Below are 15,104 nucleotides of genomic sequence, written 5' to 3'. Positions count from 1 at the left end.
ACGGTCGGGCTCCCCCGCCACCCGCGTGTGGTACCAACGTGGACATGGCCATCGACGACCGCACCACCACGACCACCCCTGCGCCGGACCGGCGTCGATCGGTCCCCGCCGAGATCTCCCGTTCGTGGCTCCTCGTCCCCGGCACCGCCGCCGACCGGTTCGAGCGGGCGCAGCGGTCCCGGGCCGACCAGATCATCCTCGACGTCGAGGACGCGGTCGACCCCGCCGCCAAGCCCGGCGCCCGCCAGACGGTGGCATCGTGGCTCGCCGGCGGCGGCGAGGCCTGGGTGAGGATCAACGACGTCACGACGGACTTCTGGGCGGACGACGTCGAGGAGCTCCGCGGCCTGCCCGGACTGCAGGGCGTCATGCTCGCGAAGACCGAGTCGCCCGCACAGGTCACCGACACGTGGCACCGGCTCGGCGGCCACACGCCCGTGATCGCGCTCGTCGAGTCGGCGCTCGGCATCGAGGAGGCGACGTCGATCGCCCGCGCGCAGGGCGCCTTCCGACTGGCGTTCGGCTCCGGCGACTACCGCCGTGACACCGGCACCTCCGCCGACACGATGGCGATGGCGTACCCGCGCTCCCGGCTCGTCGTGGCGTCCCGCGTCGGCGACCTGCCCGGGCCGATCGACGGCCCGACGGTCGGGTCCGCGCACGCGATCCTGCGTGAGCAGTCGCAGGTGGCGGTGTCCCTCGGCCTGACCGGCAAGCTCTGCCTGGACACCGAGCAGCTCCCGGTCATCAACGAGGTCATCTCCCCCACGCCGACCGACGTGGCCTGGGCGCAGGACTTCCTCGACGACTTCGAGGCCCGGGGCCGGGTGATCCGCGACGGCTCCGACCTGCCGCGACTCGGCCGTGCGCAGAAGATCCAGCGACTCGCCCAGGCGTTCGGGGTCGAGGCGCGGTAGACCGGTCCCCATGACCTGGTCGAACGTGCCCGGCGGTCCGCCGCAGTCCTCGCCCACCGGCGGTCCCCACGACCGCGACGCCCAGCAGCAGGCCGAGTGGGCGCGCGGCGGGACGACGCTGTTCCCCGCCGGGCGCATCGCCGACCGGGTGTCGACCGTGCTCCTGCTCGTGTTCGGCGCAGTGATGACGCTCGTCACGGCGGTCGTCGGCATCATCGCGCTCGTCTCCGCCACCGCCGGGTGCGACGCCGCGACCGGGTGCTCGCCCGGCGGCTACCTCGGCGGGACGGCCATCGCGGTCGGCGGCGCCTTCATCGTCGGCGTCGCGACCGTGGTGCTGACGATCGGCGCCTGGCTCCGGCGGCGCTCGTCGTGGTGGATCGCCGCGATCGGCTTCGTCGTGGCGATCGCCGTGATCACCTGGGGCGGCGTGGTGTTCGCCGACGCGGCGGACGGTGTCGGGACGGCAGGGACCGCGACCGCAGCACCGTGAGGGTCTCGCGGACGTCGGTCGCCGTCGTCGGAGGCGGCCCCGCCGGTGTGGTGCTCGGGCTGCTCGTCGCCCGGGCCGGCGTCGACGTGCGGGTCGTCGAGTCGCATCACGACTTCAACCGCGACTTCCGCGGCGACACCGTGCACGCCTCGACCATCCGACTGCTCGACGAGCTCGGGCTCGGCGACCGGTTCCGGGCGCTCCCACAGTCGCGCCTCGACGACTTCTCGCTGCCCCGGCCGGACGGGTCACGGCTCGTGCTCGGCGAGTTCTCGCGGCTCCGTCCGCCGTACGACCACGTCGCGATGGTGCCGCAGTGGGACCTGCTCGACCTGCTCACCACCGCGGCGCGCCAGGAGCCCTCGTTCACCATCACCATGGGCACCGCGGCCTCCGACCTGATCGTGGAGGACGGGCTGGTCACCGGCGTGCACCTGACGCCGCGCGACGGCGGCGAGCCCGAGGAGCTGCGCGCCGACGTGGTCATCGCGTGCGACGGCCGGAACTCGGTGTTGCGTGCCGCGGCGGGACTGCGTCCGCGACGCTTCCCGGTCGGGTTCGACACGTGGTGGTTCCGGTTGCCTCGGTACGAGGACGACGACGCGACCGCGCTCGTGCCGGCCTTCACCGGTCGAGACGTCCTGCTCGCCTTCCCGCGGCAGGGGTACCACCAGGTCGCGTACTTCGCGCCGAAGGGGTCCGACGCCGCCCTGCGTGCCGCGGGCGTCGAGGCCTTCCGGGCGCGGATCGCGCGGCTGCGACCGGACTTCGCCGACCGGGTGGAGGGCATCCGGTCGATGGACGACGTGCACGTGCTCGACGTCCGGACCGACCGGCTCCGTCGCTGGTGGCGTCCCGGGCTGCTCTGCATCGGCGACGCCGCGCACGCGATGTCCCCGGCCGGCGGGGTCGGCATCAACCTGGCCGTGCAGGACGCGGTCGCGACCGCCACCGCCCTGGTCCCCGCACTCCGGCAGGGGCTGCGCGGCCGGGCCCTCGACCCCGCGCTCCGGGCCGTGCAGCGCCGTCGGACGCCCCCGACCGTCGTGGTGCAGACGGCGCAGCGGTTCCTGCACCGGGTGGTGTTCGAGCGCGCCTTCGCCGGGCGGCTGCAGGGCGGGCCACCGCTCCTGCCCGTGCTGCTCGCCCGGTGGGTGCCCCCGGCGCGGGGCCTCTACGCGCGGGCGGTGGCGTTCGGACCGCTGCCGGAGCACGCCCCCGCCTGGGCACGGCGCTGACCGCCAGGAACGCTCAGGCCGGCAGGGGCTTCTGCCAGCGGTCGATCCGCACCGCGATGCGCTGCGTGGTCTGCCCGTCCCAGTCGGCGTCGAGCCCGTGGTCGACGAGGGCCGCCACGACCGCCGAGGCCGCACTCACGCGGCTGTGCCGGCCCAGGACGGCCCGCCCGTCGGCGGACTGCTCCGCGAGCGCGACGTGGTCCGGCTCGAGGTCGGGCGACGGTCGGAAGGCGCCGTAGGCCAGGTACAGCAGCGCAGTCGGCTCGGCCAGCCGCTCGGCGTCCTGCTGGTGGAAGAACACGTAGGCCCACTCCCGGTGCCCGTCCGGCGCGGTCGGGTCCGGCGTCCGGGCGTCCGCGCACTCGGCGACGCCGTCGGCCTGGTCGACGCCGACCGCCATGCCGGTCACGAAGCCCTGCTCGCGGAGCGTGGCGAAGGCGTCCCGGAGCCGCTCGTACTGTCCGGATCCCGGCTCCCACGCGTGCTGCTCAGTCAGGCGCGCGGCCCAGCGGTCGCGGACGGCCCGCTCGACCACCGGCCGGAGGGTCTCCGGGTCGTCGACCTCGTCCTCGTGCACCTCGACGACCGTCTCGACGACGTCCTCGAACGGGGTGAAGCCGGGCAGGACGAGTGCGTCGATCGTCTCGGCGAGCGCCACGGGGTCGATCGCGACGGGTGCCGGCGCCGGTGCCGGTGTGCTCGTGTCGGGGGTCGCCTCGGAGCGCCGTCGTCGCCACCACCGGAACGCCATGCGCCGATGCTACCGAGCGGCCCCGTGCCCCGGACCCGACCAGACCGGACCGGTCTGGTCGGCGGACGCGAGCCGACCCGTGGGACGGGCACCGTGCCTCCCGGCCGTGCGCACACTGGGCACCCACCCGACGGACGGGCGCATGCTGGCGACATGAAGCAACGAGTCATCGGAGACGTGTCGGTCAGCGCGATCGGACTGGGCGGCATGCCCATGTCCATCGAGGGCCGGCCCGACGAACGGCGGTCCATCGCGACCATCCACGCGGCGCTCGAGGCGGGCGTCACGCTCATCGACACCGCGGATGCCTACCACCTGGCCGGCCACGACGAGGTGGGGCACAACGAGACGCTCATCGCGAAGGCGGTGCGCGAGTTCCACGGCGACACGGACGCCGTGCTCATCGCCACGAAGGGCGGGCACCTGCGCCCCGAGGCGGGGCCGTGGGCGCAGGACGGGCGGCCGGAGTACCTCAAGGAGGCGGCGAAGGCCTCGGCGAAGCGACTCGGCGTCGACGCCGTCGGGCTGTACCAGTTCCACCGGCCGGACCCCGCGGTCCCGTACGCCGACTCGGTCGGCGCGCTCGCCGAGCTGCTCGACGAGGGGGTCATCCGGATGGCGGGGATCTCGAACGCCGACCCGGACCAGATCCGCACGGCGAACGAGGTCCTCGGCGGGCGACTGGCGTCGGTGCAGAACCAGTTCTCGCCCGCGTTCCGGTCGAGTGAGCCCGAGCTGGAGCTGTGCGACGAGCTCGGCATCGCGTTCCTGCCCTGGAGCCCGCTCGGCGGCATCGCGAAGGCCGCGGACCTGGGCACCGCGTACGAGGACTTCGCGGTCATCGCCCGGGAGCGCGGGGTGTCCCCGCAGGTCGTCGCGCTCGCGTGGGAGCTGCGGAAGAGCGACGTCGTCGTGCCGATCCCGGGGGCGTCCCGGCCGCAGTCGATCCTGGACTCGGTCGTCGCGGCGACCGTGAAGCTCCGCGACGAGGACGTCGCCCGGCTCGACGCCGCACGGCCTGCGGCCTGAGGCACGGGCGCTGCGGCGCGCGCGGCGCGAGGTCCTGCGCGGCGCGTCTGCCGCGCTCCCGCTCCCCCGGCGCAGCGACGCCCCGTCCGGCAGTGGTGCCGGGCGGGGCGTCGTCGTGCGGCCCGGGGTCAGGCCGTGCAGACCTTCTGGAACTCGGTGCCCGCGTCCTGGACCTTCTGCGTCGTCGCGGTGAAGGCGGAGAGGTCGGCGGACTTCGGGTCCTTCGCGATCGACTCGATCTGGGTGAGCATCTCGTCGTAGGCGGAGCGGAACGCCTCGGCCTTCGGCTTCACGTCCGTGTTCTGCACGGCGTCGACGCCGTCGGAGAGCGACTGGTCGAACTCCTTGAGCTTCGCGACGGCGGCGTTCGGGTCGGACTGCAGCGCGGAGACCTGGGACTGCAGGCCCTTCGCGGCGTCCTCGACCTTCGACTGGAAGGCGGAGCAGGCCTCGGCCTTCGACTGGGACGACGCCTGCGACGACGCCTTCGGTGCGCTGCTCTGTCCCGTGCTGCCGCTGCCGCTCCCGCTGCTGTTGCCGTTGCCGTTGCCGTTGCCGCCCGATCCGCCGGCCGAGCAGCCGGCGAGCAGTGCGACGGCGAGTGCGGCGGTCGCGAGTGCGGTGGTCTTCCTGGCCATGTGGGTCCCCCTGGAGTCCGTGCCCGCGCCTCGGTCGTGCGCGGGTCGCCGTCGACGGTACATGGCGGACGCACAGGTGGTCGCGGGTCCCGGGGCTAGCGTCGAGGGCATGCAGGCGATCACGGCACACGACGGCGCACCCCGACTCGACGAGCTCCCGGACCCGGTGGCCGGTCCCGGCGAGGTCCTGGTCGAGGTCGCCGCGGCCGGGGTGAACAACGCGGACCTGCAGCAGGTCGCCGGGAACTACCCGCCGCCGCCCGGCGCTTCGGACGTGCTCGGCCTCGAGGTCTCCGGCACCGTCCGTGCCCTGGGCGACGGGGGGACCGGGTTCGCGGTCGGCGACCGGGTCTGTGCCCTGCTGTCCGGCGGCGGGTACGCCTCGCTCGTGGCGGTCCCGGCGGCGCAGGTGCTCCCGGTCCCGGACGGCGTCGACCTGGTCGAGGCCGCGGCGCTGCCCGAGGCGGCGTGCACGGTCTGGTCGAACCTCGGGATGATCGCGGGCCTGCGTGCCGGGCAGACACTCCTGGTGCACGGCGGCACCGGCGGGATGGGCTCGCACGCGGTGCTGCTGGCGAAGGCCATGGGTGTCCGGGTGATCGCGACGAGCGGCGGCGAGCGGAAGGTCCGGGCGTCGCAGGAGCTCGGCGCGGACCTGGTCGTCGACCACCGCACCGAGGACTTCGTCGAGCGGGCCCTGGCGTTCACGGACGGCCGCGGGGTCGACGTCGTGCTCGACGTCGTCGGCGCGGACTACCTGGCGAAGCACCTCGCCGTCCTGGCGCCGAACGGGCACATCGCGGTCATCGCGGCGGGCAGCGGCAGGACGGGCGAGCTCGACTTCGGCGCGATGATGCGGAAGCGCGCGACGATCAGCGCCACGACCCTGCGCGCCCGGCCCCTCGACGAGAAGGCCGCGATCGTCGCCGCGGTCCGGGAGCACGTCTGGCCGCTCGTCGCCGACGGCAGCGTCCGACCCGTCGTGGACAGCGTGCTGCCGCTCGCCGACGCCGCCGAGGCGCACCGCCGGGTGCGCGACGGCGAGGTGGTCGGGAAGGTGCTGCTGCGCCCGTAGCGCCGGCGCCGGCCAGCACCCGGCCCGAGACGCCCCCGCAAGACGCAACGTCGACGGTTGCTCGCAGCGACATACCGCTGCGAGAAACCGCCACCGTTGCGTTTCGCGAAACGCCAGACGCGGGAACGCGAGACGCGGGACGCCGGGTCAGGCGTGGACGCGCGCCAGGAACTCGACGAGGGCGGGGTGCTGCGGGCGGTCGAGCACGTCAGCCGGGGCACCCTGCTCGACGACCTCGCCGCGGTGCAGGAACACGATCCGGTCGGCGACCTTCCGGGCGAACTGCATCTCGTGCGTGGTCATCAGGATCGTCGAACCCTGCTCCTTGAGCTCGCGCACCAGGTCAAGCACCTCGCCCACGAGCTGCGGGTCGAGCGCGCTCGTCACCTCGTCGAGCAGGAGCAGCTCCGGCGAGGTCGCCACCGCACGCACGATCGCGACGCGCTGCTGCTGCCCGCCGGAGAGCCGGTCCGGGTACGCGTCCGCGAAGTCCGACAGTCCGATCCGCTCGAGCAGCCGCCGGGCCGTCGCCTCGGCCTCGGCCCGCGGGACGCCGTGCACCCGACGGGACGCGAGCGTCACGTTGTCGAGGACGCGCATGTGCGGGAACAGGTTGAACTGCTGGAAGACGACGCCGATGCGCGCCCGGGTGGCGTCGACGTCGATGCGCGGGTCGGCGATGTCGGTGCCCTGCAGCAGCACCTCGCCGTCGTCGATGCCCTCGAGCAGGTTCACGATCTTGAGGAGCGTCGACTTCCCGGAGCCGGACGCCCCGATGACGCAGATCACCTCGTGCCGGTGCACGGTCAGGTCGATGCCGCGCAGGACCTCGTGTCCACCGAAGGCCTTGCGCAGGCCGCGCAGTTCCAGGACGGGGACCGACGCGTCGGACGCACCACGTGCCTCCAGGCCGGTGATCGGACGGGAGGCGCGGCCCGCCCCCGCAGCGGATGCTTCGGTCACACGGTCCCTCCGATCTGCTCACGGCGCTGCTGGCGCCGCGCGACCGCGTCGGTGACGCGGATCAGCGGCAGGCTGATCACGACGAACAGGAGTCCGGCGACCAGGTACGGCGTGAAGTTGTAGGCCTCGGCCTGGGCGATCTGCGCGCTGCGGACCGCGTCCACGGCGCCCAGGATCGACACGAGCCCGACGTCCTTCTGCATCGACACGAAGTCGTTCATGAGCGCGGGTGTGACCTTGCGAATCGCCTGCGGCAGCACGACGAGCCGGAGCGTCCCGGCGTGCGACAGCCCGAGCGACCGGGCCGCGAGCCGCTGCGAGGGGTGCACGGCCTCCATGCCGGCGCGCAGGACCTCGGCGACGTACGACGAGTAGGTGAGCACGATCGCGATGGTGCCCCAGACCTCCGGGGGCTGGCGCGGGAAGATGCCGAGCCCGGGGATGCCGAAGCCGACCAGGTACAGCACGATGATGAGCGGCAGGCCGCGGAACAGGTCGGTGTAGGCCGTCGCGAGCATCCGCAGCGGGAAGAACACCGGGTTCCGCAGGCCCCGGACGACCGCGAGCAGCGTCCCGAGCACCGCGACGCCGATGCTCGCGAAGAACAGGATCCGGATGTTCAGCCAGAGGCCGAGCAGGACCTGCGGGAAGACGTCGACGGCGGTCTGCGGGTCGAAGAACGACTGCTGGACGGCGGCCCACCCGGGGGTGTTCACCACGCCGAGCCAGAGCACCACCACGACGACGAGCGTCGAGACGACCGACACCACGACCGAGCGGCGGCCGCGCTGCCGACGGTACAGCCGGCGCTCGGCCTCCACCGGGCTCGGCGCTGGTGTGGCGACCGGGGTGCCGGCGCCTGCGGGGACGGTCACCGGGCTACTTCAGGACGGGGGTGTTCGTCGCCGAGGAGAGCCAGGTCGTCTGCAGCCGCTCGAGCGTGCCGTCGGACTTCAGGGCGGCCAGCGCCTCGTCGACCTTGCTCGTCAGCGCGGAGCCCTTCGGCAGCACGAAGCCGAACTGGTCGCCCGTGCCGTCCTGCGGGAACTGCGCCGAGACCGTGCCGTCGTCGAGCTGGGCGCCCGACATGTAGAACGCAGTCGGCAGGTCGGTGACGATGGCGTCGATCTGCCCGGACTTCAGGGCGAGGACCGCGTCGTCGTTCGAGTTGAACACCTGCGGGGTGACGCCGAGGACGTCCTTGACGCTCTGGATGCTCGTCGACCCGGCGGCGACGCCGATCGTGTCGCCCTTGAGCGCGGCGATCGTGGTGTCCTTCGCGGCCTTCGACTTCGTCGTGGTCACGACGGCCTGGGTGGTCGTGTAGTACGCCGTGGACATGTCGACGGCCTTCTTGCGCTTGGCGTCGATCGAGAACTGCTGGACGTTGAGGTCCCAGTCCTTCGGTCCGGGGGCGATCGCGCTGTCGAAGGTGCTGCGCTTCCAGACCACGTCGCTCTTGCCGTAGCCCATCTCCTTCGCGACGGCGTACGCCACGGCGGCCTCGAAGCCCTTCCCGGACTGCGGGTCGTTGTCCTCGACCCAGGGCGAGTACGCCGGGTCGCCGGTGGCGATCGTGAGCTTGCCCGCGGTGACGTTGCCGTCGGCGGAGCTGCTGCCCCCGGCGGAGCAGGCGGCGAGCGCGAGGGCGGCGACCGCGGCGGTGGCGACTGCGAGGGAGAGACGGCGGGTGCGGGTCACGGGCGGGCCTTCGTCAGGAGGGTCGGGGGCAGGACGCAGTGTACCGGCGGCTGGGATACCAGCGCGACGCCGGCGACGGCCCGTGACACGCGGAGCGGTCGGGACGGGCCGGGCAGGCGGGCGCGGGTCCGCTCAGGCGGGGTCCGCCATCGTGAAGTCGTCGAACGAGAAGCCGGGCGAGACCATGCAGCTCAGGAGCACCTCGCCGCCACTCGGCAGGGTCCGCTGCCAGACCCCGCCGCGGACGAACGCCTGCGCGTCGTGCAGCCGGTGCCGGCCGGCGTCCGGACCGAGCGTGATGCGGTCGCCGGGCTCGGGCTGGTCCCCGCTGCCGCCGAGCTCGAGCACGACGGTGTCGGGACCGTGCCACATCCAGATCTCGTCGCGCGTCACCCGGTGCCAGGCGGACGCCTCACCCGGGGGCAGCAGGAAGTGGATGAGCGTCGCCGCGGGACGCTGCCCGGCGGGGGTGGCGACCTCGGAGGGAGAGGTCCACGTCCGGACGTACCAGCCGCCCTCGGGGTGCGGGTCCATGCCGAGCGCCGCGGCACGCTGGGGCACGTCGAGCCACTCGAGCACGCGGCCGTCGACGGTGCGACGGGGGACCATGCCGGGACGGGGTGCGGTGTCGGTCATCGGGACTCCTCGGGGACGGGGTGGCGGACGAGCGCGCGGACGCGGTCGGTCACGGGACGGGGACGGGGGTGCCGGCGTCGAACGGGTGCAGGACGCCGTCGCTCGCACGGACCACCCCGCGGACGACGGTGGCGACGGCGCGACCGGCACCGTCCTCGACGAGCTCGGCGAGCGCGTCCGGCACGGTGCGAGCGTCGACGTCGAACACGGCCAGGTCGGCCCGCGCCCCGACGGCCAGGTGCCCGGCGCGGTCCGGCCCGACGGCCAGGCCCATCGCGTGCGCGCCGCCGAGGGTCGCGGCGGCCAGGAGCCGCTCGTGCAGGTCGCGGTGGCCGTAGCCCTGGGCGCGGGCGATGCGGTGCAGGGCCGTGACGTCGGCCATCGGGTCGAGCGAGGGCGACGACGAGAGCGAGTCGGTGCCGATCGCGATCGGACTGCCCTCGCGCAGGTAGTCGGCGACCGGGGGCGGGTCGAGTCCGATGACGGCGTTCGAGCGCGGGCAGAGCGCGACCGCGGTGCCGCGTGCCCGGAGCAGTGCCCGGTCGGCGGCGGTCACGTACACGCCGTGCGCGATGTGGCAGTCCGGCCCGAGGACCCCGAGCCGGTCGACGAACGCGGTCGCACTCGCGCCGAACCCGAGCGCGCGCATCGCCCGGAAGGACGGGACGTTCGCCAGGTGCCAGTCGGCGCTGTGTCCGCCCCCGGCCGGTCCGACACCGTCGACGCCCTCGAGCCCGGGGACCGGGCCGAGCGCGGTCCGCTCGCCCTCGAACGCGGCCTCGCCGAGGTGCAGGTGCAGGCGGAGTCCGTGCTGCCGCACGATGTCGGGGAGCTCGAGCAGGGGCGCGACGTCGAGCGAGTACGGCGCGTGCGGGGAGAGTCCGGCGCCGGGCGTGGTCGGGATGCGCGCGAGCTCGTCGAGGACCTGGGCGCGGCCGTGCTCCTGCCACGCCTGGTTCTCCTGGTCCATGACCTCCCAGTAGGTGATCCCGCCGAGGCCGTAGGAGCCGAGGACGGTCGCCGCCTCGATGTCCGTGACGATGTCCGCGATGCTCGTCACACCGGCGAGCATCGAGGCCTCGGCACCGGCGGACGCCTCGGCCCGCCAGTCGTGCGGCAGGGCGTAGTCGACGTTGAACGCGGCGGCCCAGTCCTCGAAGCCCTGGTACTGCCGCTGCCCGACACCCGCCATGCCGGTGTACTGCAGGTGCGAGTGCGCGTTCACGAGCCCGGGCAGCAGGGCACCCCGCCACCGCCGCTCGGTGAACGGCTGGCCGTCGAGCTGGTCGACGACCCAGGAGCGGTCGCCGACGTGCAGGATCCGACCGTCGCGGACCGCCACCGCACCGTCGGCGATCGGCGGCGCGGTCATCGGGACGACCACGCGGGCGGAGTGGACGACGGTCGGGTGCGCGGCGCTCACGGCCGGCCGCCCGCCGACGGGTCGCCGAAGCGGTGGGTGCGGACGTCCGGCTCGCGGTCCGGCAGGTGGCCGGCGGGACGGACGGGAGGATCGGAGCGGCTCCCCCAGGCGGCGAGCGCCGCGCGGGCGGTCGCGTCGTCCACCGCGGGGTCGACCGGCACGACGGCGCGGTCGAGCTCGTCACCGTGCTCGAGGAGCATCCGCACGGCCCCGAGCTGCACCGCGAAGGACAGGTCCATGATCTCGACCGGGTTGCCCTCGGCCGCGCTCGTGTTGACCCCGGCACCCCCGGCCAGGAGCAGCACGTGGTGGCCGTCCGGCCAGGTCAGGCGCTCCACGCCCGGCGCCTCGGGGACACGGGTCGCCCCGGCGGCCAGGGCGTCCTCGACGGCGACCTCGTTGTCGACCCCGCCGGCGACCGACACGACCGCGCCGGCTGCTGCGGCCCGGAGCACCGCGTGGTCGATCGTGTCCGGTACCCCGGTCGCGCTCATCACCAGGTCGGCGTCCCGCACCGCGTCGACGAGCGGCGCCACCGCGGAGCCGGCGAACCGGGCCTGCAGGGCCCGGACCGGGTCGACCTCGGCGACCGTCACCCGGAAGCCGAAGGCGCGGAGTACCTGGGCGACCCCCTCGCCGACGGGACCGGACCCGGCGACGACCGCCGAGCCTCCCGGCCGGACGCGGTGCGCGGACGACGCGAGCCCGTCGACCAGGTCGAGCGTCGCGGCGACTGTGGACTGCCCGGTGCCGTACCGGTTGTCGAAGAAGGTCTTGCTGCGGGCGTCGTTCACGGCGACCACGGGGATGCCGAGCGTGCCGCGCGCCGCCATCGTGCGGAGCGGTCGGAGGCCGCTCGTCGTCTCCTCGGCCGCGCCGAGCATCGTCGGCAGCAGGTCCGGCCGCTCCTGGTGGGCGAGCCGGACGAGGTGCGAGCCGTCGTCGAGCAGGACGTGCGGACGCGTGTCGAGCATCGCGAGCGCGAGGGTCTTCTGCTCGGCGGTCGTCGCCGTGCTCGACGCGTGCACCGGCACACCCGCGTCCCGGAGCGCCTGCGCGACCGCGTCGTCGGTCTCGTCGGCGTGCGCGTAGACGACCACCTCGGCGCCGGCGTCCCGCAGGAGCAGCACGAGGACCGCGGTCTTCGGTTCGAGCACCATCGACACCCCGACCCGGGTGCCGCGGAGCAGGCCGCCGTCCCGGAGCTCGGCGGCGACCGCGCGCGACACCGGCATCGAGCGCCGGGCCCAGCGGATGCGGGCTGCCGCGGCGGGGTCGTCCTCGGGGTCGCGGCCAGTCGAGACGAGGAACACGTCGTCGGACAGCGCCGGGACGGCGAGCACCCCTGGGCGTGCCGGGGCGACCGGGCCGAAGGCGTCCTCGTCGACGGCGGGGACGTACCGGCCGACGTCCACCACGACGAGGGTCGCGCCGCGGGGGCGGTCGGCCTCGCGTTCGACGGCCGCGGTCGACTCGGCGGGGTCCCCGAGGCACCACAGCTGGTCGACGGGCTCATGTGACTCGGCCGGACGGGCGCCGAGTCCGGTCAGCAGGGCGTCGAGCGCGGCGGTGTCGCGGGGGTCGCCACCGACGATGCGGTAGGTGCGGGCGGCGACGAGCAGGTTCGTCGCGGCGGCGAAGCGGCGGACGGCTGCCGAGGCCCACGCGACCCGGGCGGGGTCGGGTCGCTGCGGCATGGGGACATCGTAGGGGGCGGGGGTGGCGGGGCGGGGTGGGGAGTGGCTCGCCCTGGCCAGACCCGCGCGACACGCGCGGCTGGTGTGAATATCTGATTCCTGATGTTTGACGCCGCGGGACCGGTCTTCGATCGTTGAGCGCGGAGGAGATGATGCGCAGAGATCACCGAGGGAAACGGCTCACAGCCGCACTGCTGCTGATGACAGCAGGATTGGCTGCCGTGGGCGCAGCAATGCCAGACCAGGCGATCGTCGCCTGGAGTGCGGCGGTGCTCCTGGCCTCCCTGGCGGCGATCGTGACCCTTGCCATCCACCACAGAAGATGAACACTGCAGCGCTCTCGAAGCGGTTCACGGCCTTCCTCGTCGGGGGTGCCGCGATCGCCATGATCGCGACGACACTGAGTCCGGTCCCAGCCGAGGCAGCGGCCGTCCGAGACCGCGCGGCTGAGATCGCGGACTTCGAGCAAGCCCTCGTCCAGAACCGACTCGACGAGCTCCCCGCGTCAGAACGCGAGGCGGCTGTCCGTCGAGCTGCTCTCGATGATCACCGAACGTCGAGCGGAGCGACGCTCGACGGATCCACCGCGACGGTGCTCGCGAACGGCAGCGGCTCCGTCGTCAGGATCGGCCTGAAGGGGGCAGGGCTGGAGACCATCTCGAGCCGATCCTCCTTCTTCGACGCAGCTGGTCGCTTGACGACCACGGTCGAGTTCGCCTTCCGAGGGGACGGCGAGGGCGGCGGGAGCCTCGAGGTCTGGCAGGACCGCGAACTGCGCTTCTCGAAGTCGATCACCGCTGCGGAGGCAGAGAAGAGCGTCGCGCTCGCCGCACAGCAGTCACGCGCGTCGGCCGGGTTCTGGGCCAGGCTCAACGACTGCCTGAGCAAGCAGAACGTGAACGCCTGGGCCCTCGCCATCCTCGCCGGGGTGTGCGGTGCCGCTTGCATCGTGACCGCCGGCACGGCGTGCGCGGTCTGCATCGGAGCGTCGATCGGCTTCCCGACGGGCGTCGTCGCGAGCTGTGTGGTCCGCGCGAGCCAGTAGCGAGCGCAGGAAGCGGAGGATCGGGCCCCGTGCCGGACGCATCACTGCCCAGGCAGCCGGGGTGGCGTCGACCGCCAATCCCGATCCTCCGCACCCGCGTTGCTGACCGACCATGCCGGCGCGGACGACCGAGACCACGCCACGGCTTCGGGGCTGCCGTCCCGGCGGTGATGGTGCACGAGCACCGCGACGAGGACGACCACGCCGATCAGGGTCACGACGAGCAGCCCGACGACGTACAGCGTCGTCGCGAGCGAGGCGAGCCCGGGCGGCAACGTCCCGGTCTGCGCCGCCGACAGGGGCGTTCCGGTGAACACGAACGCCAGGAGCGTCGACAGGGTGCTGTTGCTGTCCCACAGCCCGTGCAGCACCGAGACGACGACGTACGCGGTCGGGATCCACCACGACCAGCGTAGCTTCGCCCCGCCCCGCGCGGCGCCGAACAGCACCGCCCCGAGGATCGCCGTCCAGAGCACGTGCCCGACCGGTGACAGCACGGCCCGCACGACCTCGGTCTGCAGCAGGGACACCAGGTCAATGCCGCGCTCGGTGATCGCCGCGTTGAAGGCGTAGCCGGCGGACTCGAACGCCGCGAAGCCCGCGCCGATCGTCGCGCCGAGCAGGGCACCCTGGCCGGCGGTCTTCGGGCGGACGCGCCAACCGACGAACAGGAGCAGGACGCCCTTGACGAACTCCTCGACGAAGCCCACGAGGACGTAGATGAAGGCGCCCTGGCGCAGGTCGGCCTCGAGGAGCGAGGCGCCGAGCACGCCGAGGATCCCGCCGACGAAGAACGCGGTGACGAGCTGCATCGTGCTGACGGTCCCGGTCACCCGCTCGATCACGAACAGGACGACCGTGAACGGCACGAGGAAGCTGCCGAGCAGGATGATCGTCGGCACGAGGTTCGTGTTGAGCGTCACCACCGTCACGACGATGGTCACGGCCCAGAGCAGGAAGCCGGCGAGCAGGGTCTTCCACCACCAGCCGTGGCGGTGGTGCGGGTGGACGGCGACGTCCGTCGTCAGGGTCATGCGGCCATCGTGCTCCCGCCGCGCCGCCGATGCCGCGGGAATGTCCGGACCTGTACGGACGTACTGTGTGGACATGACTGACGAGACGTTCGACAAGGTGACGATGTTCGGCGCGGACTGGTGCCGCGACTGCCGGCGGTCGAAGGCGCTGCTCGACCGGCTCGGCGTGGACTACGAGTACGTGGACGTCGAGGCGGACCTGTCGGCGGCCGACCGCGCCGAGGCGATCAGCGGGCGGAAGAACATCCCCGTCGTGGTGCTCCCGAACGGCAAGCACTTCGTGGAGCCGTCGGACGCCGAACTACAGGGCGAGCTCGAGGCGTCCGGGGCGATCTGACGCCGGCCGCGGGGTCTGCGCGGCTCGAGTCTCGCGCTGAGCGACGAGGCCCGGCCGCGCATTCGCGAGACTCGTCGTCCAGCGCGAGACTCGGCCACGCCACCAGCCCGCGGGTCGGGAGCGCGCA

At 73.6% G+C, this 15,104-nt stretch carries 16 protein-coding genes; 7 read left to right on the top strand and 9 right to left on the bottom strand.

The window, feature by feature from the left end; translation table 11 throughout:
- The first annotated feature begins 44 nt into the window (after positions 1-44).
- From HUN58_RS05690 to HUN58_RS05680, 3 genes are read left to right on the top strand one after another with little or no spacing between them, the layout of a single operon-like run.
- Positions 45-917, top strand: coding sequence for a CoA ester lyase (locus HUN58_RS05690; protein WP_180224658.1), 873 nt, complete (start codon positions 45-47; stop codon positions 915-917).
- 10 nt (positions 918-927) lie between these two features.
- Positions 928-1,410: a DUF6264 family protein gene (locus tag HUN58_RS05685; RefSeq protein ID WP_180224657.1), complete on the top strand. Its 483-nt coding sequence runs from the start codon at positions 928-930 to the stop codon at positions 1,408-1,410.
- Entirely contained in the window at positions 1,407-2,648 is a 1,242-nt protein-coding gene (locus HUN58_RS05680; RefSeq protein ID WP_180224656.1) for an FAD-dependent oxidoreductase, read from the top strand. Before HUN58_RS05685 ends, HUN58_RS05680 begins: the two co-directional genes overlap by 4 nt.
- Positions 2,649-2,661: 13 nt before the next feature.
- Here HUN58_RS05680 and HUN58_RS05675 read toward each other — a convergent pair whose 3' ends face one another.
- On the bottom strand, positions 2,662-3,399 hold the full coding sequence (locus tag HUN58_RS05675; protein ID WP_141862933.1) for a hypothetical protein: 738 nt from the start codon (positions 3,397-3,399) through the stop codon (positions 2,662-2,664).
- Positions 3,400-3,552: 153 nt separating this feature from the next.
- Here HUN58_RS05675 and HUN58_RS05670 point away from each other — a divergent pair, with 153 nt between their 5' ends.
- Complete coding sequence (locus HUN58_RS05670; RefSeq protein ID WP_141862935.1) at positions 3,553-4,428, top strand: aldo/keto reductase; 876 nt, start codon at positions 3,553-3,555, stop codon at positions 4,426-4,428.
- A gap of 128 nt (positions 4,429-4,556) precedes the next feature.
- On the opposite strand, the gene HUN58_RS05665 is transcribed toward HUN58_RS05670, so the two are convergent.
- Positions 4,557-5,066, bottom strand: a complete 510-nt coding sequence (locus tag HUN58_RS05665) for a hypothetical protein (protein ID WP_180224655.1) — start codon at positions 5,064-5,066, stop codon at positions 4,557-4,559.
- A 109-nt stretch (positions 5,067-5,175) separates the two neighbouring features.
- Between HUN58_RS05665 and HUN58_RS05660 the strand changes: the two genes are divergently transcribed.
- The gene (locus HUN58_RS05660; RefSeq protein ID WP_141862937.1) at positions 5,176-6,141 is read left to right on the top strand and encodes an NAD(P)H-quinone oxidoreductase; all 966 of its coding nucleotides are present in this window, start codon (positions 5,176-5,178) and stop codon (positions 6,139-6,141) included.
- Positions 6,142-6,288: 147 nt separating this feature from the next.
- On the opposite strand, the gene HUN58_RS05655 is transcribed toward HUN58_RS05660, so the two are convergent.
- The 6 genes from HUN58_RS05655 to HUN58_RS05630 all read right to left on the bottom strand — a co-directional run bounded on the left by HUN58_RS05655 (position 6,289) and on the right by HUN58_RS05630 (position 12,561).
- Complete coding sequence (locus tag HUN58_RS05655) at positions 6,289-7,050, bottom strand: amino acid ABC transporter ATP-binding protein (RefSeq protein ID WP_254631669.1); 762 nt, start codon at positions 7,048-7,050, stop codon at positions 6,289-6,291.
- A gap of 50 nt (positions 7,051-7,100) precedes the next feature.
- Positions 7,101-7,979 carry an amino acid ABC transporter permease gene (locus HUN58_RS05650; RefSeq protein ID WP_114849498.1) on the bottom strand — a complete coding sequence of 293 codons (879 nt, stop codon included), beginning with the start codon at positions 7,977-7,979 and terminating at the stop codon, positions 7,101-7,103.
- 4 nt (positions 7,980-7,983) lie between these two features.
- Positions 7,984-8,805, bottom strand: a complete 822-nt coding sequence (locus HUN58_RS05645; RefSeq protein WP_114849497.1) for an ABC transporter substrate-binding protein — start codon at positions 8,803-8,805, stop codon at positions 7,984-7,986.
- A 132-nt stretch (positions 8,806-8,937) separates the two neighbouring features.
- A complete protein-coding gene (locus HUN58_RS05640) occupies positions 8,938-9,441 on the bottom strand; it encodes a cupin domain-containing protein (protein ID WP_254631627.1) in 504 nt (167 codons plus the stop codon).
- Between the two features lie 49 nt (positions 9,442-9,490).
- Complete coding sequence (locus HUN58_RS05635) at positions 9,491-10,864, bottom strand: amidohydrolase family protein (RefSeq protein ID WP_217488583.1); 1,374 nt, start codon at positions 10,862-10,864, stop codon at positions 9,491-9,493.
- Positions 10,861-12,561 (bottom strand): adenosylhomocysteinase, encoded by a 1,701-nt coding sequence (locus tag HUN58_RS05630; RefSeq protein WP_180224654.1) that lies wholly within the window; start codon positions 12,559-12,561, stop codon positions 10,861-10,863. Before HUN58_RS05630 ends, HUN58_RS05635 begins: the two co-directional genes overlap by 4 nt.
- Before the next feature lie 322 nt (positions 12,562-12,883).
- Between HUN58_RS05630 and HUN58_RS05625 the strand changes: the two genes are divergently transcribed.
- Positions 12,884-13,606 (top strand): hypothetical protein, encoded by a 723-nt coding sequence (locus tag HUN58_RS05625; RefSeq protein ID WP_141862945.1) that lies wholly within the window; start codon positions 12,884-12,886, stop codon positions 13,604-13,606.
- 41 nt (positions 13,607-13,647) lie between these two features.
- On the opposite strand, the gene HUN58_RS05620 is transcribed toward HUN58_RS05625, so the two are convergent.
- Positions 13,648-14,640 carry a PrsW family intramembrane metalloprotease gene (locus HUN58_RS05620; RefSeq protein WP_141862947.1) on the bottom strand — a complete coding sequence of 331 codons (993 nt, stop codon included), beginning with the start codon at positions 14,638-14,640 and terminating at the stop codon, positions 13,648-13,650.
- 73 nt (positions 14,641-14,713) lie between these two features.
- On the opposite strand from HUN58_RS05620, the gene HUN58_RS05615 reads away from it, so the two are divergent.
- Positions 14,714-14,977: a glutaredoxin domain-containing protein gene (locus tag HUN58_RS05615; RefSeq protein WP_141862949.1), complete on the top strand. Its 264-nt coding sequence runs from the start codon at positions 14,714-14,716 to the stop codon at positions 14,975-14,977.
- Positions 14,978-15,104: the final 127 nt, after the last annotated feature.

This window comes from Curtobacterium sp. Csp1, assembly GCF_013347185.1.
Note: the sequence above shows the minus strand (reverse complement) of the source record. Positions and strands in the feature narration are given on the sequence as shown.